Source organism: Lichenicola cladoniae (genome assembly GCF_013201075.1).
Lineage (GTDB): Bacteria > Pseudomonadota > Alphaproteobacteria > Acetobacterales > Acetobacteraceae > Lichenicola > Lichenicola cladoniae.
In genome coordinates this window covers 1,658,706-1,679,012 of sequence record NZ_CP053708.1, presented here as the reverse complement: position 1 = coordinate 1,679,012, position 20,307 = coordinate 1,658,706, and the positions used below count along the sequence as shown (strand labels likewise).

General features: G+C 65.8%; 17 protein-coding genes. 9 read left to right on the top strand and 8 right to left on the bottom strand.

Annotated elements, in window-relative coordinates:
• Positions 1-8: 8 nt before the first annotated feature.
• A complete protein-coding gene (locus HN018_RS07745; protein ID WP_239479132.1) occupies positions 9-1,712 on the top strand; it encodes an RNA-directed DNA polymerase in 1,704 nt (567 codons plus the stop codon).
• A gap of 78 nt (positions 1,713-1,790) precedes the next feature.
• Positions 1,791-2,093 carry a hypothetical protein gene (locus HN018_RS07740; protein WP_171834939.1) on the top strand — a complete coding sequence of 101 codons (303 nt, stop codon included), beginning with the start codon at positions 1,791-1,793 and terminating at the stop codon, positions 2,091-2,093.
• Positions 2,094-2,432: 339 nt separating this feature from the next.
• On the opposite strand, the gene HN018_RS07735 is transcribed toward HN018_RS07740, so the two are convergent.
• Positions 2,433-3,314 (bottom strand): Rossmann-fold NAD(P)-binding domain-containing protein, encoded by an 882-nt coding sequence (locus HN018_RS07735; RefSeq protein WP_171834938.1) that lies wholly within the window; start codon positions 3,312-3,314, stop codon positions 2,433-2,435.
• 74 nt (positions 3,315-3,388) lie between these two features.
• Here HN018_RS07735 and HN018_RS07730 point away from each other — a divergent pair, with 74 nt between their 5' ends.
• Entirely contained in the window at positions 3,389-4,279 is an 891-nt protein-coding gene (locus HN018_RS07730) for a tetratricopeptide repeat protein (protein WP_171834937.1), read from the top strand.
• A 45-nt stretch (positions 4,280-4,324) separates the two neighbouring features.
• Positions 4,325-5,233, top strand: a complete 909-nt coding sequence (locus HN018_RS07725) for an acyl-CoA thioesterase (RefSeq protein WP_171834936.1) — start codon at positions 4,325-4,327, stop codon at positions 5,231-5,233.
• Positions 5,234-5,246: 13 nt separating this feature from the next.
• Here HN018_RS07725 and HN018_RS07720 read toward each other — a convergent pair whose 3' ends face one another.
• On the bottom strand, positions 5,247-6,452 hold the full coding sequence (locus HN018_RS07720) for a BaiN/RdsA family NAD(P)/FAD-dependent oxidoreductase (RefSeq protein WP_239479130.1): 1,206 nt from the start codon (positions 6,450-6,452) through the stop codon (positions 5,247-5,249).
• A 73-nt stretch (positions 6,453-6,525) separates the two neighbouring features.
• Positions 6,526-7,194, bottom strand: a complete 669-nt coding sequence (locus HN018_RS07715; protein ID WP_171835026.1) for a glutathione S-transferase family protein — start codon at positions 7,192-7,194, stop codon at positions 6,526-6,528.
• A gap of 302 nt (positions 7,195-7,496) precedes the next feature.
• Between HN018_RS07715 and minC the strand changes: the two genes are divergently transcribed.
• The 3 genes from minC (at position 7,497) to minE (ending at position 9,412) form a co-directional block, all read left to right on the top strand.
• Entirely contained in the window at positions 7,497-8,147 is a 651-nt protein-coding gene (gene minC / locus HN018_RS07710) for a septum site-determining protein MinC (RefSeq protein ID WP_171835025.1), read from the top strand.
• Between the two features lie 84 nt (positions 8,148-8,231).
• Positions 8,232-9,047 (top strand): septum site-determining protein MinD, encoded by an 816-nt coding sequence (minD, locus tag HN018_RS07705; RefSeq protein ID WP_171834935.1) that lies wholly within the window; start codon positions 8,232-8,234, stop codon positions 9,045-9,047.
• The gene (gene minE, locus HN018_RS07700; RefSeq protein ID WP_171834934.1) at positions 9,044-9,412 is read left to right on the top strand and encodes a cell division topological specificity factor MinE; all 369 of its coding nucleotides are present in this window, start codon (positions 9,044-9,046) and stop codon (positions 9,410-9,412) included. The genes minD and minE overlap by 4 nt, the downstream gene beginning before the upstream one ends.
• A 59-nt stretch (positions 9,413-9,471) precedes the next feature.
• Here the strand turns inward: minE and HN018_RS07695 are convergent, their stop codons facing one another.
• Positions 9,472-10,242 carry a GntR family transcriptional regulator gene (locus HN018_RS07695; RefSeq protein WP_239479126.1) on the bottom strand — a complete coding sequence of 257 codons (771 nt, stop codon included), beginning with the start codon at positions 10,240-10,242 and terminating at the stop codon, positions 9,472-9,474.
• Positions 10,243-10,471: 229 nt separating this feature from the next.
• Positions 10,472-12,379 carry an ABC transporter ATP-binding protein gene (locus HN018_RS07690; RefSeq protein WP_171834933.1) on the bottom strand — a complete coding sequence of 636 codons (1,908 nt, stop codon included), beginning with the start codon at positions 12,377-12,379 and terminating at the stop codon, positions 10,472-10,474.
• A 148-nt stretch (positions 12,380-12,527) separates the two neighbouring features.
• Between HN018_RS07690 and HN018_RS07685 the strand changes: the two genes are divergently transcribed.
• Both HN018_RS07685 and HN018_RS07680 read left to right on the top strand, forming a co-directional pair.
• Positions 12,528-13,595 carry a glycosyltransferase family 4 protein gene (locus tag HN018_RS07685; RefSeq protein WP_171834932.1) on the top strand — a complete coding sequence of 356 codons (1,068 nt, stop codon included), beginning with the start codon at positions 12,528-12,530 and terminating at the stop codon, positions 13,593-13,595.
• Complete coding sequence (locus HN018_RS07680) at positions 13,591-17,310, top strand: hydantoinase B/oxoprolinase family protein (protein ID WP_338034019.1); 3,720 nt, start codon at positions 13,591-13,593, stop codon at positions 17,308-17,310. The genes HN018_RS07685 and HN018_RS07680 overlap by 5 nt, the downstream gene beginning before the upstream one ends.
• On the opposite strand, the gene HN018_RS07675 is transcribed toward HN018_RS07680, so the two are convergent.
• From HN018_RS07675 to HN018_RS07665, 3 genes are read right to left on the bottom strand one after another with little or no spacing between them, the layout of a single operon-like run.
• Positions 17,303-17,653 carry a cupin domain-containing protein gene (locus HN018_RS07675; RefSeq protein ID WP_171834931.1) on the bottom strand — a complete coding sequence of 117 codons (351 nt, stop codon included), beginning with the start codon at positions 17,651-17,653 and terminating at the stop codon, positions 17,303-17,305. The two genes, HN018_RS07680 and HN018_RS07675, sit on opposite strands and share 8 nt — an antisense overlap.
• Positions 17,654-17,690: 37 nt before the next feature.
• The gene (gene araD1, locus HN018_RS07670; RefSeq protein ID WP_171834930.1) at positions 17,691-18,689 is read right to left on the bottom strand and encodes an AraD1 family protein; all 999 of its coding nucleotides are present in this window, start codon (positions 18,687-18,689) and stop codon (positions 17,691-17,693) included.
• A gap of 17 nt (positions 18,690-18,706) precedes the next feature.
• Positions 18,707-20,266 carry an aldehyde dehydrogenase (NADP(+)) gene (locus HN018_RS07665; protein ID WP_171834929.1) on the bottom strand — a complete coding sequence of 520 codons (1,560 nt, stop codon included), beginning with the start codon at positions 20,264-20,266 and terminating at the stop codon, positions 18,707-18,709.
• Positions 20,267-20,307 lie beyond the last annotated feature (41 nt).

Sequence of the window (20,307 nt, the reverse complement as noted above, 5' to 3'; positions counted from 1 at the left end):
GAGTATATATGCGACAGCAGTTTTTAAATGACGGAATTGAACACCTCGACTTTCACGTTGCAAGGAAGGCCGAGTGCCAGAAGCTTTCACGTTTGATCTTAGCCGGTGACTATGTTCCAGAACGTGCTCAACGAATACTAGTCGAGAAGAGCAAGGGGCTTTGCCGGCAGCTGGTTATCCCCTCTGTTAAAGATGCCATCGTTTTACAGTGTTTATCTGATGCGCTATACACCGAGGTAAAAGGAAAAGAGCCAACGAAATGCGCTTTCTTTGAGCCCAAGAACCATAAATTCTCAATACAGAAGAGCCAATATGGTTCAATCCCTGCCTGGCTAAATTTTCAACGGGAGTTGTTCAACTTCTCTGCAAATCGGAACTATATAGTCGTCACCGACATATCAAATTACTATGATTCCATCTCTTATACCCACCTTCGAAACGTGATATCGGCGATTTCAGGGGTCGAAGAGTGTGTTTTAGACATGCTTATTCATGTGCTGAGCAGCCTTCTTTGGCAGCCTGATTATATGCCTCGTGTTGAAATCGGACTGCCACAAATGAACCTTGATGCGCCCCGCTTGCTCGCGCACTGTTTTCTTTATGAGCTCGATAAATTTCTAGCCAGCGACCCCAACCGGGATTTCGTTAGATTTATGGATGATATCGACGTGGGTGTCGACAGGATCTCCGACGCCAAACAAGTTCTCAAAGCGATGGACCTAGTTCTACAAACAAAACAGGTTCGGCTAAACAGTGGAAAAACACTGATTCTACGCAAAGATGCTGCCGCAAAACACTTTCGAATATTTCAGAATTCTCAACTTGATAAGCTTACTGAAAACATTGCTTTAAAGGTCGCGAGCGGAAAACAGATCACCGTCGAGGTTGCCCGCATCGAAAAGGCCGTATCGTCCGGACTTGCAAAAAAGTCTTTCGATCATGGCAACGGAGACAAGGTCTTAAAGCGATGGATAAATCTTGCTGCAAAAACAGGAGCAATACTCGATACTGAAGATTTGAAAAGGGTCTTTCTTAACCGCCCCTCAGTAAGAGAAAATGTATGTAGCTACATAATGCGGTCTGACTTCTCTATTTCTTTGGCAAAGATGGCTGCGGAGTGTGCTAGGTCACCGCTACTTGTCGATGATGCCGGACGGGTAGATCTCGTCAACTATCTGCTCGAAGCACTTGTTCCCAGAAAAGGAAAGCGCCATGATCATATCATGCGCGTCCAAGCGGCGTGCGATGTTCAAACATACTTTGGCCTTTACTGTAAGATGTGGCTGCAATCTAAATACGATACGACGCAAGCCCTGCTAGATACGATACAAGCCACTCAGGCTTTATGGGCTTCTCATGAGCGCATGGGCAGGCTCGTAGGGTCATTCTCACCCCTGTTTGCAGATATCGCGGAGAAATCTAGCTATTACACACTTATAAATCAGGCTGTAAATCATGGGGTAAGGGACGTTAGCAGATTTCATGATGCATTGGCCAACGACCCAAACGTCTTTAACTCCATGTATGACAGCCTGAAAGCGACCAATCCCTCACGTGGAACCGGCATTACTCATCCGAAATTTTTGTGTCTTCTTTCAGCTCTCAAAAATAAAGCGGTTCCTCCCACGCAGATTGCAACGTTGAAGAACAATCACGTGCTAGCTTGGAAAGATGCTTATTATTCAGATATTGCGAAGCGGCTTAGCATCTAAATATATCTTACTCCAGGGCCGTTCCTGTTTAATAGATTATGAGTGTTTCTCTATTTTTTTCTAGTCTAGAAGGTAACGATGAAGCGAGGCAAGATGATTGTTAAGCCCTGCTTCGATATTGCTCGGAGTGAGTCTCCCCTCCATCTTGGTCATCCTCAGCCGCGACTTGCAGCAATTGAACACCTGATTGTAGATTATGTGGAGATGCGGCGGGAATTGCCGACGCGGGTCATTTCATTTTTTCCCGGCGACATTGATTCGACGGTCGGCATCGATCATTTAATTTTCTTTCGGTTTTACCCGTTGCGAAGCAGAGATAACTGCTGTTTTCTGGCTTCACGACAACCGGCCAGGGCGATGCGATTGCAGCCAGCGCTTTGAAATCCTGAATTATCATATACCACGGGAAGGTAGTCCCATCCGACGCAATAGGCTCCGGATCTAGACCGGAATTTTGTAAAGGGTTGTCTCTTCGGCTTTCCCCGACGGCATCGAAAGATACTTATTTCACAGGATCTATTATCAATTGTCTCGTCGTTAATGCCTTGCTTACTTGTTTTTTAGGCTTCAGTATTCGCTCACTCTACAACCCGACTCCTGGTCATGTCCGCGAACAAAAAGCTGCCCGTCGCGACTGAAGGTTTAATCACCGTGCTTAGCCACCAGTGCGCTTTTCTTTCCGAACTACATATCCAGTTCAGATCTTTTTAGCAGTAGCCCTTACATCTCTGCTTCGGTCATGCGGATGGCGGTGAGCCCCTCCCGAAACCTCGGATACGACCACTCCCGCCCAAGCCACTCCTGCGTCATCCGGCTAGCCACCTTCCGGTTCTCCGCCCAAAAGCTCCGCCCCATCTCGCTCATCCCCGCCAGCGCCTCTTCCAGAGGCACCGCCACCGGCGGCTCCATCCCGAGCATCCGGGCTGCCGCCGCGGTCACCACCGCGCTCTCCTCCGGCAGGTCGTCGCTGAGGTTCAGCACTCGGCGCCCGTGTTCGTCCCGGCCGGCATCCGTGTGCATGGCGGCCAGCGTCGCCCCCGCGATGTCGTCGCGGTGGATGCGTCCGAACGCGTGTCCCGGCGCATCCACGCGCCGTGCCGTTCCCGCGCGCAGGCTGTCGAATGCGCTGCGGCCGGGGCCGTAGATCCCGGCGATGCGCAGCAGGTCGAGCCGCGCGCCGGTGCGGCGGGCGAACTTTTCCCATGCCAGTTCGGCTTCCAGGCGGCGGGTGCCGCGCGGTCCGGTCGGCGCGGGTTCGGTGTTCTCGTCGACCCAGCCGCCCTGGCGATCGCCATAGACGCCGGTGGTCGAGAAATAGCCGATCCAGCCGGGCCGGCACGCATCGAGGTGGGGCGCGAGCAGCGCCAGGATCGGGTCGCCGTCCGCGCCGGGCGGGGCGCCGGCCAGCAGGTGGGTCACGCCGTCGAGCAGATCCAGCGCCGACTCCGGCCGCACCAGCGCCACGCCGGCGGGGGCCTGCAGGTCGGGACGCCGGGTCGTTCCGGTCACGCGATAGCCCGCCTTGACCGCCAGCCTGGCCACTTCCAGGGCGGAATAGCCGAGGCCGAAGATCAGCAGATGGCGGTCGGCTGGCGTGCTCATGCGCGCAGCCGCCCTTCGGCGCATATCACCATCCCGGCACCGGACCCGGTTTGGCTTGACCGTGCAACGCGTGCGTGGCGCAAGGTGAAACGATCGCCATGGTCATCAAAACCAGTCTTCACCTGTCGGCACTCCTGATCGTCGCGATCGCCAGCGGCAGCGCGGACATGTTGTGGACCGTGGCACACGCCGCCGAACCCCGCCCCGCGCCGGCGTCGCGGCTGCAACGCCTCGCCCGGCTCGAGGCTCCCCCGGTTCGGCAGACCCGTCTCGCGAGCCGCAAGCCCGTGGCGGAAACGAACGCCTGCCTCGTCCTGCTCGCCTCCGATCCGGAAACCGCCGCCGACGCCGCCCGTGACTGGGCCAAACATGGCGGTGGCGACGACGCAGCTCAATGCGCGGCACTGTCCGACATCGCGCTCGGCGATACGGTGGGCGGCGCCGGCTCGCTGGATACGCTGTCCCAACGCGGCAGTTCTCCCGCCGCGCACCGGGCGCAGTTCGCCGACCAGGCGATGCAGGCCTGGCTGCTGGCCGGCCACCCGACCGACGCACTGGCATCGGCCCGGCGGGCGGTGGCGCTCGACCCGCTCGATCTCGGGCTGCTTGTCGATCGCGGGCGCGCCCTGGTCGCGGCGGGCAACCCCGCCGGCGCGGTGACCGACCTGTCGAAGGTGCTGGCGACCCGCCCGGCCGACCGGGATGCACTGGTCACCCGCGCCTCGGCGTTCCGCCGGCTGGAGCGGCTGCGCGAGGCGAGAGCCGACATCGACACGGCCTGCCGGCTGGCACCGGACGAGCCGTCGGCGCTGCTCGAACGCGGCATCCTGCGCGAGCGGGCCGGCGATGCGGACGGGGCGCGGACCGACTGGGACCGCATCGTGTCGCTGGCGCCGGACACCCACGAGGCGGACATGGCGCAACAGGACCTGGCGCTGCTCGATGCGGGCCCCAGCGAAAGATAGACGGTCGTTGTTGCGGTGCGCGCCGCCGACGGCCACGGTCGCACGATGAGCAGCCACACCGATTCCTCCAAGCCCGCCGTCGAAACCTGGGACGGCGCCGACGTGCCCGCCATCGTGGCGGTGACGCCGATCGGCCCGGACCGGTTCGTCGGACGGTTCAACCAGGTCAACTTCTACAAGAGCCTGTTCGGCGGACAGGTGCTGGGGCAGTCGATCGCCGCCGCCACGGCGACGGTCGAGAACCGGCCGATCCACTCGATGCACGGCTACTTCCTGCGTCCGGGCGCCGGCGACCTGCCGGCCGAATATGTCGTCGAGCGAACCCGCGATGGCCGCTCCTTCTCCACCCGCCGCGTCACAGGCACGCAGGAGACCGCGCGGGGACGCGAGACCATCTTCCAGATGGAATGCTCGTTCCACGCCACCGAACCCGGCTGGGAGCACCAGTCGGAGATGCCGGACGTGCCGCCGCCGGACGCACTCGCGGACATGGTCGAGATCGCCCGGGGCGCGGAGCCGGTCATCGGCGAGATCCTCAGCCGGCGCCTGCGCGCCTACCAGGCGCTGGAAGTCCGTCCGGTGCGGCCGGACCAGGTGCTGACCCGGCAGAAGCAGAACCGCCGCCAGGCCTGGTTCAGGGTGCCGAGCGCCGCGGGCCTCACCGATCCGGCGCTGCATCTGCAGATCCTGGCCTGGATGTCGGACTTTTCGCTGAGCGGTGCGGCGCTGGTCATGCACACGGTTCCGCTGCCGGGCCCGCACCTGTTCATGGCCAGCATCGACCACGCGATGTGGTTCCACCGTCCGGTGCTGACCGGCGACTGGCTGCTGTTCGATACCGACAGCCCGTCCGCATCCGGCGCGACCGGGCTCTCACGCGGGCTGATCTACGACCGAGGCGGCCGGCTGGTGGCGACGGTGGCGCAGGAATCCCTGCAGCGGCAGATCGACTGATGCGGCGGGCGCGTCAGGCAGCCATGCCGGCGGCCCAGCCGCTCGACCAGGCCCACTGGAAGTTGTAGCCGCCGAGCCAGCCGGTCACGTCCACCGCCTCGCCGATGAAGAACAGGCCGGGCACGGCGGTCACCGCCATGGTTTTCGAGGACAGCGCCTTGGTGTCGATGCCGCCGCCGGTGACCTCGGCCTTGGCATAGCCCTCGGTGCCGGTCGGGCTCAGGCGCCAGTCCTTCAGCCGCTCGATCACCGCGTTCAGCGTCACCTGGTTCAGGCCGCCGAACGGGCCGGACGCGCCCTGCTCCAGCGTCACCGCCTGGGCCAGCCGGAGCGGCATGAACTCGCCGAGGATGGTCTGCAGCTCGGCCTTGCCGCGGGTCTGCCGCCGCTGCCGGAACAACGCCGCGAGATCCTGGCCGGGGGCCAGATCGACATGGATCTGCTGGTCCTCGCGCCAGTACGACGACACCTGCAGCATCGACGGGCCGGACAGGCCGCGGTGGGTGAACAGCATCGCCTCGCGGAACGAGGCGCCGCCGCAGCGCGCCATGACCTCCAGCGACACGCCGGCCAGCGTGCGCATCGCCGGCTGCTCGTCGCCGAAGGTGAACGGCACCAGGGCGGGCATGGTCGGCACGATCGGCACGTCGAAGCGGCGCGCGATGTCGTAGGCGAAGCCGGTGGCGCCCATCTTGGGGATCGACAGGCCACCGGTGGCGACGATCAGGCTGTCGGCCTCGACCGCGCCCTCGTCGGTCATCAGGCGGAACCGGTCGGGACGGCTGATGTCGGTGATGCGCTGCCCGGTGCGGAGCGTGACGCCGGCCGCCTCGCACTCGGCCAGCAGCATGGCCACGATCTGCCGGGCCGAGCCGTCGCAGAACAGCTGGCCGAGGGTTTTCTCGTGCCAGACGATCTTGTGCTTCTCGACCAGGGCGAGGAAGTCGGCGCTGGTGTAGCGGGCCAGGGCCGAGCGGGCGAAATGCGGGTTCTGCGACTGGAAGCGATCCGGCTTGCAGTCGCGGTTGGTGAAGTTGCAGCGCCCGCCGCCGGAAATCACGATCTTGGCGCCCGGCTCCTCGGCATGGTCGAGCAGCAGCACGCTGCGGCCCCGGCGCCCGGCCGCGATCGCCGCCATCAGCCCGGCAGCACCGGCGCCGAGGATCGCCACGTCGAAGCGACGCGGGTCGCCCATGATCGCGGACCAGTCGGACGCCATCAGAGACCGATCGATAATGCTGATACGGCGGTCATCCGATGCGGCTTTCCCGCGCGCATTCTCGAACGGTCTTTCAAAAGTCGAGGTCGCCGTAATGGTCGGGCGGGTTGATACCGGTGACGCGGTCGTTCAGCAGGGCGCGGAAACACGGCCGCGACTTCACCCGCGCATACCAGTCCTTGGTCGGCGCATTCAGCGTCCAGTCGAGGTCGCCGATATAGTCCAGCGACGAAAGCTGCGCCGCCGCCGCGAAATCGGCGAGCGACAGGCTCGGCCCGGCCAGCCATTTCCGGGTTTCCGCCAGCCAGCCGATATAATCGAGATGGTAGCGGATGTTGGCGTATCCGGCCCGGAGCGCGGTCGCGTCCGGGTTGCCGCGGCCGATCAGCCGCTTCATGTATTTCTCGCCCAGCAGGTTGCGGGTGACCTCGTGGTAGAACTTGCCGTCGAACCAGGCGGTGAGCCGCCTGACCTCGACCCGCTCGGCCAGGGTGCGGCCCATCAGCGGGGTATCCGGATAGGCCTCCTCGAGATATTCGCAGATCACGCCCGAATCGGGGATCGACAGGCCATTTTCCTCGACCAGCATCGGCACGGTGCCGGCCGGGTTGAGATCGAGATAATCCGGCCGGCGCTCCCAGACCTTCTCCACCTTCAGCTCGAACGGGAGCCGCTTCTCCGAGAGGACCAGGCGGACCTTGCGCGAAAAGGGCGAAAGCGGGATGTGGTGCAGGATGCGCATAGGCGCGGTGTATTTCATCCGTCCCTCGCGTGCCAGACCTGAACGCGCCCGCACACCTTTACGAATGCGCCTGCGGGCACAAGACCGCAAAACGCGCCTGCGGCGCGGGGGCAAGGTTTGATGGCGGCGTCCGGCCCGTGCATGCTGCGTCCTGATCCCGCCGGCTTTCGCGGCGCGTCCTCGAGGGTTGCCCACACGTGTCCGAACCCAACGCCCCGCCCGTTCCACCTGACGATGCATCCCGCCCACACGCCCCGGCCCCGCTGCCGCCGCAGCAGATCAGGGCGCGCGGCCGCTCCTTCATGGCGCTGGTGCTGTCGCCAGAGCCGCCGCTGGTCGGCTGGGTGGTTGCCCTGGATGCGCAGATCGCCAAGTCCGCCGCCTTCTTCGATGCCAAGCCGGTGATTCTCGATTGCGGCCTGCTGACGGCGGACGAGGCCGGGCTGGCCGACCTGGTGCCGGCACTGCTGGAACGCGGCATCCGGCTGATCGAGATCGAGGGTGCGGACCCGGAATGGCCGGCCACCGCGGGCTGGGAGTGGCCGCGCGGCTACTCGGGCGGCCGCGCGGTCGGGGCGGTCGAGATCCCGGAGGAGGCGCTGCCGCCGCCACCCGATCCGGCGCGGGCCTCGCTCGTCATCGACGAGCCGGTCCGGTCCGGCCGGTCGGTGTCGTTCCCGGAAGGCGACGTGATCATCATCGGCTCGGTCGCGTCCGGTGCGGAAATCACCGCGGGCGGCTCGATCCATGTGTATGGAACGTTGCGCGGCCGTGCACTCGCCGGGGTCGGCGGCAATGCATCGGCCCGCATCCTGTGCCGGCGGATGAATGCCGAGCTGATCGCCATCGACGGGTTCTACATGACTGCAGACGACATGCCGGCCGAACGGATCGGGCAGGCGATCCAGGCACGGCTTGATGGCGAGTCGCTAGTGCTGCTACCCATCGATTGATGTAGAGCAGACAAAACACTGTCCGACTCCGTGCCGGTCTGCTGAACTTGCCCGGCCGGGCTACCAAGAAAGGTCTCCCCCCTAATGGCCAAAGTGCTGGTCGTCACATCAGGCAAGGGTGGCGTCGGGAAAACGACCTCAACCGCCGCTCTCGGCGCCGCTCTCGCACAGACCGGGCAGAACGTGGTCGTGGTCGATTTCGACGTCGGCCTGCGCAACCTGGACCTGGTGATGGGCGCCGAGCGCCGCGTGGTGTTCGACCTGATCAACGTGGTGCAGGGCGATGCCAAGCTGAGCCAGGCGCTGATTCGCGACAAGCGGGTCGAGACGCTCTCGATCCTTCCGGCCAGCCAGACCCGCGACAAGGACGCCCTCACCGCCGACGGCGTCGAGCGGGTCATCAACGAGCTGCGCGAGAAGTTCGACTGGATCGTCTGCGACAGCCCGGCCGGGATCGAGCGCGGCGCGCAGCTGGCGATGTACCATGCCGACGAAGCGGTGGTCGTGACCAACCCAGAGGTCTCCTCGGTGCGCGACAGCGACCGGATCATCGGGATGCTGGACAGCACCACCGCCAAGGCGAAAGCCGGCGAGAAGATCAACAAGCACCTGTTGCTGACCCGTTACGACCAGGCGCGTGCGGCGCGCGGCGAGATGCTTCGCGTCGAGGACGTGCTGGAAATCCTGTCGATCCCGCTGATCGGCATCATTCCGGAAAGCGAGGAGGTGCTGCGCGCCTCCAACATCGGTTCGCCGGTCACCCTGAGCAATCCGGACAGCGCACCGGCGCGGGCCTATTTCGATGCGGTTCGGCGCCTGCAGGGCGAGAGCCTGGAGATGCAGGTGCCGTCGGAGCGGAAAAGCCTGTTCGCCAAGCTCTTCAAGTGGAGGCTCGCATGAGCTTTCTTTCACAGTTCTTCGCAAAGCGCAGTTCGGCACCGGTCGCGCGCGACCGCCTGCAGATCCTGCTGGCCCACGAGCGGACCAGCGGCGAAGGCCAGTCCGAGCTGATCGCCAAGCTGCGTGAGGAAATCCTCGACGTGATCGCCCGGCATGTGCCAATCGACCGCGACAAGGTGCAGATCAAGCTCGACCGCGGCGCGGCGGTCTCGACGCTCGAGATCGACATCGAGGTGCCGCAGCTGAAGAAGAAGCTCGATCCGGTCATCGCGAAACCGAACGTGGTCGAAGCCGGGATCAAGAAGAACCTGGACGCCAAGGCCGATCCGGCCAGCGGCAACCAGTCGCTGCCGACCGGGCCGTAAACGCCGGGCGATCCCTCGCCCGGCGATGCGGCCCTGCCGGCGTACCGCTCAGGCGTCGATCAGGCGTCGATCAGACTGGGGCGCAGGATCTCGTTGCTGTAGCGCACGTCGTTGAAGGCGGCTTCGCGGGCGAGGGCCACGTCGCGCTGGCGCAGCGCCTCGATCAGTTGCAAATGCGGGTGCCCGTCGGGACCGAACTCCGGCAGCGGCCGATCGAAACTCAGCGCATAGACCGGCCCCAGACGCATCCACAGCCCTTCCAGCATGCGCAGGATCAGCGGCGCGGCGGCTGCCTTGCAGACGCTGCGATGGAAGGATGCGTTGGCCTCCAGCATCGCGGCATGCCGGTTGGCTCGATGCAGGTCGAGGCACTCGGCATTGATCCGCTCGAGCTCGTCGATCTGCTGCACCGTCGCGAACTCGACCGCGCGTTCGGCTGCCCGCGCCTCGAGATCGCCGCGCATCTCGCTCAACTCACGGAAGCTGGTTTGATCCATGATCGGAACGATCGCGGAACCGCGCTCGTCGAGAACCAGCGCCTGTTCCGAAACCAGGCGCAGCAGCGCTTCCCGAACCGGGGTCGGGCTCAGGTGAAGCTCGGCCGCGAGCGGCCGCAGGATCAGCTTGTGCCCGGGCCGGATCGCGCTGGTGATCAGCGACTTTCGGATCTGTGCGTAGGCGCGCTGGCACAGGCTGTTGCGGCCGTCATCGGCATCCAGGCGGATGTCGGTCGAACCCGGTCCGGCCGGTGGCTCGACGACGAGCGCAGGCGGTAGCGGATCGGCGGGACGTGCGGCAGGCGAGGCCGTCTCTGCGGTGATGTTCATCATGGGACGTACCACCGGTTCCTTTCAAATTGGCCTGTAATTCTTGCCCGTGTCGGTCTGCTGGATATCCCTGAAGCACCTTCAGCAAACACCCGCGCAACTTGACGCAATGCAATATGTCGTGGCCCGACATATTCGACAATAAATGCACCGGCTTTCACATCATTGGGAAGAGCGAAGTTTGCGCGGCTGGTTTCAAACTATGCAATACGGCGCCTGGGGGAGCCCGGACTCAGAGAACATCCTCGAGGCTCATCGCCTGGCGCGACAGCAGATCGCGGTATGCACCCTCGCTGCGCTCCAGAACGGACGGGGCGCCGTCCTGCAGGACGCGTCCCGATTGCATGACGACAATCCGGTCGAAGTCGCGAAGTGTTGATAAACGATGCGCCACCGCAACTACGGTGCGGCCGACCATCAGGCGGTCCAGCGCCTCCTGGACCTTCTGCTCGCTCTCGCTGTCGAGCGCACTGGTGGCCTCGTCGAGCAGCAGGATCGGGGCGTTGCGCAGGAATGCCCGTGCGATCGCCAGGCGCTGCCGTTGCCCGCCGGACAGCTTCACGCCGCGATCGCCGACCTCGGTCCGGAACCCTTCCGGCATGTCCTCGATGAACTCGCGGCAGCCGGATGCCTCGGCGGCGGCGTGGACCTCCTCGTCGGTGGCTTCCGGCTTTCCGTAGCGGATGTTCTCGAGCACCGAGCGATGAAACAACGAAACATCCTGCGGCACGACCGAGATGACCGCCCGCAATGCCTCCTCGGTCAGGCTGAGCAGGTCCTTGCCGTCGATCATGATGCGGCCGCCCTGGATGTAGCGCATGCGCTGGAGCAGGGCGAGAACGGTGGTCTTGCCCGAGCCGGAGCGCCCGACCATGCCGATCCGGGTGCCGGCATCGACGCGCAGGTTGAAGTCGTCCAGCACCGGGCCGCCGCCCGGATAGGAATAGGTCACGTGCTCGAACACGATCTCGCCGCGCGCCTGGCCATGAAAGCCGCCGGCATCGGCAGCGTCGGGCATGTCGTGCGGCAGCAGCAGCGTGGACAGGGCCTCGGCCAGCCGGGCGACGTGCTGGATGGTCTCGACCAGCGCCACGGCAAGGTCACGGGTGCCGTGCAGGATCATGAAGCCGAGCGTCACCACCATGACCACGTCGCCGATGCTGGCGGCATGCTGGTGCCACAGCATCACCGCCCAGATCAGCAGGCCGGCGGTGAGGATCGCGGTGAGCACCGCATGGATCAGCCGCAGCCGCTCCAGGTAGCGGAGCGAGCGGCTGCGGGCCGACATCTCGCCTTCCATGCGCTGGCTGAACCGGACCCGCTCGCGCCTGGTGGCGCCGAACGCCCTGACCAGGGGCATGTTGTTGATGATGTCGAGCAGTTCGCCGTCCACCCGGGCCGCATCCGAGGCATAGCGATGGTGCAGCGGACGCCCGCTGGCGGCCAGCCGGAACATCAGCAGCGAGATCGCCGCCGCCAGTGCGATCAGCACCACCGCCATCAGCGGGCTGACGGTCAGCAACAGCAGGATCGACAGGGCGACGTTCAGGACCGGCGGCAGCACGTTCCAGGTTGCCAGGTTCTCCAGCGTGAACATGGCGTTCGAGGTCGCGGTGATGCGTCCGGCCAGCGTGCCGGGCATCCGGTCGGCGAAATAGGACGGCGCATGCCCGGTCAGGTGCCGGAACAGGTCGCGCCGCAGGTCGCCGGTCACCTCGACGAATGCCCTGGCCGCGACCCAGCCGCCGACCCGCCAGGCGAGGTTGTCCACCGCGATCAGCGCGCCGAGCAGCCCGACCGCCCCCCATACCGTCCGCATCGAGCCACCGTGATAGCCGGTCAGCGTGTCGACCAGGTAATGGACGGCGTAGGACGAGCCGACCACGGCCGCCACCGCGACCACGACCGAGGCCAGGATCAGCAGGTGCTGCACCTTGTGGTGCAACACGTAGCGGAACATGAAGGCGAGCGGCCTCGGTGCCAGCCGGATCAGGTCGGCATCGCTGATGGTCACCGCCTCTTCGCGCTTATGTCCGGAACGGCGTTTGCCACCGGCACCGATGCCAGTGCCAACCTGGGCGCCAGCAGAGGCAGGACCAGCGGATGGGTGGCCGGTCTCCGACCTATGCGTCAAACTCATGCAGAACCCTTCCGGTCGGCAGAAATCGTGGAACTTGGCTGCCGGCTCGCAGGCAGATGATCATTCGCTGAGACAGTATCACCTGATTGCCAACAAAATGCCTCGTTCATCGTGTTGAATGGCTTTCTGGAACAACGAAGGAGCTTTCATGCGCATAGCCCAGATTGCCCCCCTCCATGAGGCCGTCCCTCCCAAGCTCTATGGCGGGACCGAGCGGGTGGTATCCTTCCTCACCGAGGAGTTGGTCAATCTTGGCCATGAGGTCACCCTTTTCGCCAGCGGCGACAGCATCACCTCGGCCAACCTGCATGCGTCCTGGCCGCGCGCGCTGAGGCTGGACCCGGCTATTCGCGACCCGATCGCGCCGCACATGCTGATGATGGAGCACGTGGCGCAGCGGCTCGAGCAGTTCGACGTGCTGCATTTCCACATGGACTACTGGCCGTTCACCCATTTCGGCCGCCAGTCGGTGCCGTTCCTGACCACCATGCACGGACGCCTGGACCTGCCGGAGCTGCAGCCGGTGTTCGATGCCTTCCCGCACGCACCCCTGGTCTCGATCTCGGACAGCCAGCGCCGGCCGCTGCAGCGGGCTAATTTCGTGCGCACCGTGCATCACGGCCTGCCCGAGATGCTGCTGACCCCGCAGGGCAACCCTGACGGCAGCGACCGCAGCTACTTGGCGTTCCTCGGTCGCATCTGCCCCGAAAAGGGCGTCGACAAGGCGATCCGCATCGCCCGCGCGGTGGGCATTCCGCTGAAGATCGCCGCCAAGGTCGACAAGGTCGATGTCGAGTATTTCGAGCACCAGATCAAGCCGATGCTGGGCAACGGGGTCGAGCTGATCGGCGAGATCAACGATGGCCAGAAGGCCGCCTTCCTGTCCGGCGCCCGCGGCCTGCTGATGCCGATCGACTGGCCGGAGCCGTTCGGCCTGGTGATGATCGAGGCGATGGCCTGCGGCACCCCGGTGATCGCATTCAACCGTGGCTCGGTGCCGGAAGTGCTCGAGGACGGGCTCACCGGCCTGATCGTCGAGGACGAGACCGGCGCGATCGGCGCCATCGCGCGCCTGGACAGCCTGCAGCCGCAGCTGATCCGGCAGCGCTTCGAGACCCATTTCACCGCGCGCCGCATGGCCGAGGATTATCTGGGGATCTACCGCCAGCTGGACGCGCTGCACCGGCCGTCGCTCCGCCTGGTCTCGCGCGATTAACCTGCGCGACACCGGCCTGCCACCCGGCCAGACGCGGCGCCCCGACCGGGCGCCGCGATCCGGCTGGCAGTTCTGGATCGACCGGGGCGGCACCTTCACTGATATCGTCGCCCGCCGGCCGGACGGGGCTTTGCTCGATGCCAAGCTGCTGAGCGAGAACCCGGACCTCTACGAGGACGCCGCACTCGCCGGCATACGCGGCTTCCTCGGGCTCGGCCCCGACGAGACACCCGAGCCCGGCACGATCGAGATCGTGCGGATGGGCACGACCGTCGCCACCAACGCACTGCTGGAACGGCGTGGCGCCCGCACGCTGCTGCTGGTGACGCGCGGGTTCACCGACCTGCTGACCATCGGCAACCAGTCTCGCCCGCATCTGTTCGCGCTCGACATCAGGCGGACGCTGCCGCTGGCCGGCCGAACCATTGCGATCGGCGGCCGTCTTGCGGCCGATGGGCGAGAGATCGAGCCGCTGGACGAAGCAGCCGCGCTCGATGCCCTGGCGGACGCGCATGCAGCCGGATACGAGAGTTGCGCCATCGCGCTGATGCATGGGTGGGCGCATCCGAGCCACGAGCGTCGGCTGGCCGAACTGGCCGACCGGGCCGGCTTCACGCACGTCTCTGCCAGCCACCGCATCGACCCGAGCCCGAGGCTGGTGCCCCGCGCCGGCACCACCGTCATCGACGCCTACCTGTCTCCGGTGCTGAAGCGGCATGTGGACCGGCTGAACCACGCCCTGCCCGGGGTTCGCCTGCATTTCATGCAGTCGCACGGCGGGCTGGTCGAGGCGGCACGGTTCATGGCCAAGGATGCGATCCTGTCCGGTCCGGCCGGCGGTGTCGTCGGCGCGATCCGCACGGCTGCGGCCAGCAGGTTCGATCGCATCGTCGGGTTCGACATGGGCGGCACCTCCACAGACGTGTCGCTGCATGAGGGGTCCGGCGACGAGGGCCGGGCTCCGATCGAGCGCATGGACGAAGCCGAGATCGCCGAGCTGTCGATCCGCGCACCGATGATGGCAATCCACACCGTCGCCGCCGGCGGTGGCTCGATCCTGCGCTTCGATGGCGAGCGGCTGCGGGTCGGGCCTGAGAGTGCGGGTGCCGACCCGGGGCCGGCGGCCTATCGTCGCGGCGGCCCGTTGACCATCACCGATGCCAATATCCTGCTGGGCCGGATCAGGCCGGAGTCGTTTCCCAGCGTGTTCGGCCCGGCCGGCGATCAGGCGCTCGACGCTGCTTCCGTGGAGACGGGCTTCCGGGACCTCGCCCGGGAGTTCGCAGCAGCCGGCATGAGCCTGGACCAGCGGGCGATCGCCGCCGGAGCGCTGGACATCGCCATACAGCAGATGGCGGGGGCGATCCGCCGCATCTCGATCGAGCGCGGCCGCGACCTGGACGGGTTCACGCTGGTCTGCTTCGGCGGCGCCGGCGGGCAGCATGCGTGCCTGGTTGCGGAAGAGCTCGGGCTCGCCCGGATCTTCATCCATGCGAAGGCCGGGCTGTTGTCGGCCTACGGCATGGGACTGGCCGACCAGACGACGCTGCGCGAGCAGGCGGTCGAAACCCCGCTGACCGACCCGGCGATGATCGGAATCGAAGCGCTCGCGGACCGGCTGGAGCACGAGGCGAGGACGGAACTGGCCGCAGACGGCAACGACCCGGACGTGCTGACCGCCACCCGGACCGTGCGGTTGCGCTACGAGGGGACCGAGAGCTGGCTGCCGGTGAATTTCGCCGGGCTCGACGAGATGCGTCGCGCGTTCACCCACGCGCATCGGGTGCGGTTCGGTTTCGCGACACCCGAACGAACCCTGATCGTCCAGTCGATCGAGGTCGCGGCGACCTCGGCTGGGGAGCCGGTATCCGATGCTCTGGGCGCTCGGCGGACGGACGGCGAACTGGCGCCGGTCGGCCATGCCGAGATCTGGACCGGCGGGGCGATGCGTCGCACGGCGATCTTCCAGCGCTCGCTCTTGTGCACCGGCGACCGTATCGTCGGCCCGGCGCTGATCGCGGAAGCCAACGCGACCACCCTGGTCGATCTCGACTGGGAGGCCGAGACGATCGGCCAGGCTCTCGTGCTGCACCACCGGCCCGGGACGGCTCATGCGGCCAGGGCGATCGTGCGCGATACCCGCACCGCCGACCCAATCCGGCTCGCCCTGTTCAACAACATCTTCATGAGCATCGCCGAGCAGATGGGAACCGTGCTCGCCGGCACCGCGCTCAGCGTGAACATCCGCGAGCGGCTCGATTTCTCCTGCGCCCTGTTCGATGCCGCCGGACGGCTGATCGCCAACGCGCCGCACGTGCCGGTGCATCTCGGCGCAATGGGCGAGAGCGTTCGCCGGGTGATCCGTACGCGTGGCGGCACGCTGCGTCCGGGCGATGCGGTCGCATTGAACGACCCGTATGCCGGCGGCACCCACCTGCCGGACATCACGGTGATCACCCCGGTGTTCGATCCGGACGGCACGGGTCCGCGCTTTTTTGTCGGCAGCCGCGGCCACCATGCCGATATCGGCGGCATCACGCCGGGCTCGGTGCCACCGTTTTCCACCAGGCTGGACCAGGAAGGCGTCGTCATCGACGATTTCCTGCTGATCGAGCAGGGAAGTTTCCGGGAACAGGCGTTCCGCGACCTGCTCGCGCACGCACCCTTCCCTGCCCGCAACCCGGACATGAACGTCGCCGACATCACGGCGCAGGTCGCCGCCAACGCGGCCGGTTCGACCGCGCTGCTGCGTGCCGCGGCACGTTACGGCTGGATCGCGGTCGAGGATTATGCAGGCCACGTCATGGACAATGCCGAGCATGCGGTCCGCCGCCTGCTCGACCGGCTACAGGATGGCGCCCGCGAGTACAGGCTGGATGACGGTGCGACGTTGCGGCTGGCGGTCACCATCGACCGCGCCGCACGCAGAGCCCGTATCGACTTCACCGGCACCGACGCCCAGCGGCCGGGCAATTTCAACGCGCCGCCGGCAGTGGTGCGCGCATCGATCCTTTATGTTTTGCGCTGCCTGGTGGACGACGAGATCCCGCTCAATGACGGCTGCTTGCGGCCGATCGAGATCATCGTTCCGCGGGGGAGCTTCCTCGATCCGCATCCGGGCGCCGCGGTGGTGTCGGGCAATACCGAGTTGTCGCAGGCGATCGCCAATGCGCTCCTGGGTGCGTTCGGTGCGTGTGCATCGGCGCAGGCGACGATGAACAACCTGACCTTCGGCGACGCCACCCGACAGTATTACGAAACCATCGGCGGCGGCACCGGCGCCGGTCCGGAGTTCGACGGTGCCGACGGCGTGCAGAGCCACATGACCAACACGCGCATGACCGATCCGGAAGTGATGGAAATGCGCTTCCCGGTTCGGGTCGAGGAATTCGCGATCCGCCGCGGGTCCGGCGGTGGCGGTGCGCATCCCGGGGGCGACGGCCTGCTGCGACGGTTGCGCTTCCTGGAGCCGATGGATGTCATGCTGGTCTCGTCGCGACGCAGCGTCGCCCCATTCGGTCTCGCCGGCGGCCTCGACGGCGCGGCCGGACGACAATGGATCGAGCGCACGGACGGAACACGGGAAACCGTCGAGGGCGTGACGCAGGCATCGCTGATGCCCGGGGACGTATTCGCGGTGGCGACACCCGGCGGCGGCGGGTTCGGCGCGAGCGACATCGAGGCGCCAGGCAACGCCGCCGCAGCGATCAGATAAATTCCTTCAACACCGCGGTGGCAACATCGCCGGTGTTGGGCGTTCCAGCCGGTTCGATCAGAAGCAGGTGGACCTCCTCCTCGGCGAACGGGCAGTGCTCGACACCCCTGGGAACGACATACAACTCGCCCGGTCCGAGCTGCACATCGCCGTCGCGGAGCCTGATCGTCAATATTCCTTTCAGGACAAGGAAGAGATCATCGGTGTCCGGGTGCGAATGCCAGGTGAACTCGCCCTTGAGCTTGACCACCATGACGTCGTTCCCGTTGAAGCCCGAGACGATCCTGGGTGACCAGTGGCTGGAGAATTGCGACAGCTTGTCTGCCAGGTTGATGGGCAGCATCGCCTGATCCCCCGGCTGACGTTCCGCCATCGCGACGTCAGAGGGCGCGGGTGACGACGGGGCTGGCAAACGTGGTGTCGAACGAGACCGGGTTGCGCAGGGTCAGCCGGAACGGCTCGGCCTGGATCACGAACACGTCGCCATCGCGGGTGACGATCCCGTCCGAGACCGACAGGGTCGCGGTGCCGAAGAAATGCACATGCACGTCGCCCGGACGGCGGAACAGCGAATACTTGAAGTGGTGGTGCTCGAGATTGGCGATCGCATGCGACATGTTCTGCTCGCCGGACGCGAACGGCTTCTCCCACAGGACCTTGCCGTCACGCTCGATCCGCGACGTGCCGCGAACGTCGGCCGGCAGTTCGCCGACCAGAAGCTCGCCGCCGAGCGACGCCGGGCGGAGCTTGGAATGCGCGAGCCACAGGTAATTCTGGCGCTCGGTGACATGATCGGAAAACTCGTTGCCGATCGCGAAACCGACGCGGTACGGGGCGCCATCCGGACCATTGACATAGATGCCGGCAATCTCCGGCTCCTCGCCGGCGTCGGCTGCAAAGGCCGGGCTCGGCAGCGGGGCGCCGGGCGCGATCAGGCTCGATCCGTCGCCCTTGTAGAACCACTCGGGCGCCACGCCGGTCTCGCCAGCCGCCGGCTTGCCGTTCTCGACGCCCATCAGGAACATGCGCATCGAGTCCGTCGCCTGCCCGGCGGCGGCGGCCTTGTGCATCTTGTCGCGGCCATCGGCCGAACCGAGATGGGTCAGCCCGGTTCCGGTGAGCAGCAGATGCGCCGGATCGGGATGATCGATCGGCGACAGCACGCGACCGGATGCGGACGCCGCTTCGACATCCACCGTCTCGCCCAGCCCATGCCGCCCGACGATCTCGGCGAGGCTGGCACCTGCGTCGATCGCCTCAAGCGCCAGGGCGTAGGTCGTGGTTGCCCCGGCAACCAGGCGGGCATCGCCGTTTCCGTCGAAGGTCGCGACCACGCGCTGGCCGGCAGGATCGGTCAGTTGGATGAGGCTGATGGACATGATCGCGTTCCGACTGGTCAGGCGAGCTTCAGGACGCCGTCGATCCGACGGCTAAGGCCGAGCGGGTTGGCATCGGCAAGCTCGGGCGGCAGCAGCGCCTGCGGCAGGTTCTGGTAGCAGACCGGACGCAGGAACCGGTCGATCGCCAGCGTGCCGACCGATGTGAAGCGTCCGTCCGTGGTCGACGGGAACGGGCCGCCATGCACCATCGCATGCGCCACCTCGACCCCTGTCGGCCAGCCATTGACCAGGATGCGTCCGCACCGGCGCTCGAGCAGCGGCAGCAGGCCCTTGGCGAACGGCTCGTCGGCCGGGACCATGTGCAGCGTCGCGGTCAGCTGGCCTTCGAGCCGGCGCGCCACGTCCAGCACCGCCTCCGCATCGTCGCAGGCGATGATCAGGCCGCTGGCGCCGAACACCTCGTCGGTCAGCGACGGCTCCGCATTGAAGTGCGCCGCCGTGGTGGTGAACAGCGCCGCGCGGCACTGGTTCTCGCCGTCGCCGAGCTGGCCGGACGCCACGCAGGTGACGCCGGCGACACTGTTGCGTGCGTGGATGGCGCGGTCATAGGCGGCATGGATGCCGGCCGTCAGCATGGTGGACGAGGTGGCTGCCTCGATCGCCTTGCCGGCACGGGCGACGAACGCATCGAGCGACGCGCCCTTGATCGCGATCACCACGCCGGGATTGGTGCAGAACTGGCCGGCGCCGAGGGTCAGCGAGGCGACGAACCCGTCCGCCAGCGCGTCGGCACCGGCCTCGAGAGCGGCCGGGCACAGGAACACCGGATTGATGCTGCTCATCTCGGCGAACACCGGGATCGGCACGGGCCGCTCGGCGGCGAGACGCGCCAGGGCCAGCCCGCCATTGCGCGAGCCGGTGAAGCCGACCGAGGCGATCCGTGGATCGCCGACCAGTGTCTGGCCGAGAGCGATGTCGGGGCCGGAGACCAGCGAAAACACGCCGGCCGGCAGTTCGCTGAGGCGGACCGCCTCGTCGATCGCTTCGCCGACCAATGCACTGGTGCCGGGATGCGCCGGATGGCCGCGCACGACGACCGTGCAGCCGGCGGCCAGCGCCGATGCGGTGTCGCCGCCGGCGACCGAGAAGGCGAGCGGGAAATTGCTGGCGCCGAACACCGCGACCGGCCCGACCGGAATGCGACGGACGCGCAGATCCGGACGCGGCAGCGGTGCGCGATCGGGCAGCGCGGGATCGAGCCGGACGCCGAGCCAGTCGCCCTGCCTGACCACGCTTGCAAACAGCTTGAGCTGACCCGTGGTGCGTCCGAATTCGCCGGTGATGCGCGGGATCGGCAGACCGGACTCCGTGGAAGCGGAGGCGATGATCGCCTCGCGACGGGTCTCGAGAGAGCCGGCAATGGCTTCCAGGAAGCGCGCCCGGATATCGGGAGAGGTTGCGCGATAGGCCTCGAACGCAGCTTCGGCCCGCTCGACGGCTGCAGTGACCGATGCGGTGTCATCGACCGGAAGGGACGGGCCGATCGACTGGCCTGTCCGCGGGTCGACGCCGCGGAAGCCGGTCTGATCCGGTGCGGTTTGTGTCCCGATGCTCATCGCACTGGCTCCATTTCGATTACTCGGACAAAATCGACGCT

Bases quoted from the DNA above. Each gene is read 5' to 3' on its own strand.
- HN018_RS07675 (WP_171834931.1), bottom strand. From the start codon at position 17,653: ATGCTGCCCATCAACCTGGCAGACAAGCTGTCGCAATTCTCCAGCCAC.
- minC (WP_171835025.1), top strand. From the start codon at position 7,497: ATGGCGCTGGTGCTGTCGCCAGAGCCGCCGCTGGTCGGCTGGGTGGTT.
- HN018_RS07740 (WP_171834939.1), top strand. From the start codon at position 1,791: ATGAAGCGAGGCAAGATGATTGTTAAGCCCTGCTTCGATATTGCTCGG.
- HN018_RS07665 (WP_171834929.1), bottom strand. From the start codon at position 20,266: ATGAGCATCGGGACACAAACCGCACCGGATCAGACCGGCTTCCGCGGC.
- HN018_RS07715 (WP_171835026.1), bottom strand. From the start codon at position 7,194: ATGCGCATCCTGCACCACATCCCGCTTTCGCCCTTTTCGCGCAAGGTC.
- minE (WP_171834934.1), top strand. From the start codon at position 9,044: ATGAGCTTTCTTTCACAGTTCTTCGCAAAGCGCAGTTCGGCACCGGTC.
- HN018_RS07685 (WP_171834932.1), top strand. From the start codon at position 12,528: ATGCGCATAGCCCAGATTGCCCCCCTCCATGAGGCCGTCCCTCCCAAG.
- minD (WP_171834935.1), top strand. From the start codon at position 8,232: ATGGCCAAAGTGCTGGTCGTCACATCAGGCAAGGGTGGCGTCGGGAAA.
- HN018_RS07725 (WP_171834936.1), top strand. From the start codon at position 4,325: ATGAGCAGCCACACCGATTCCTCCAAGCCCGCCGTCGAAACCTGGGAC.
- HN018_RS07735 (WP_171834938.1), bottom strand. From the start codon at position 3,314: ATGAGCACGCCAGCCGACCGCCATCTGCTGATCTTCGGCCTCGGCTAT.
- araD1 (WP_171834930.1), bottom strand. From the start codon at position 18,689: ATGTCCATCAGCCTCATCCAACTGACCGATCCTGCCGGCCAGCGCGTG.
- HN018_RS07745 (WP_239479132.1), top strand. From the start codon at position 9: ATGCGACAGCAGTTTTTAAATGACGGAATTGAACACCTCGACTTTCAC.
- HN018_RS07690 (WP_171834933.1), bottom strand. From the start codon at position 12,379: ATGAGTTTGACGCATAGGTCGGAGACCGGCCACCCATCCGCTGGTCCT.
- HN018_RS07695 (WP_239479126.1), bottom strand. From the start codon at position 10,242: ATGATGAACATCACCGCAGAGACGGCCTCGCCTGCCGCACGTCCCGCC.
- HN018_RS07720 (WP_239479130.1), bottom strand. From the start codon at position 6,452: ATGGCGTCCGACTGGTCCGCGATCATGGGCGACCCGCGTCGCTTCGAC.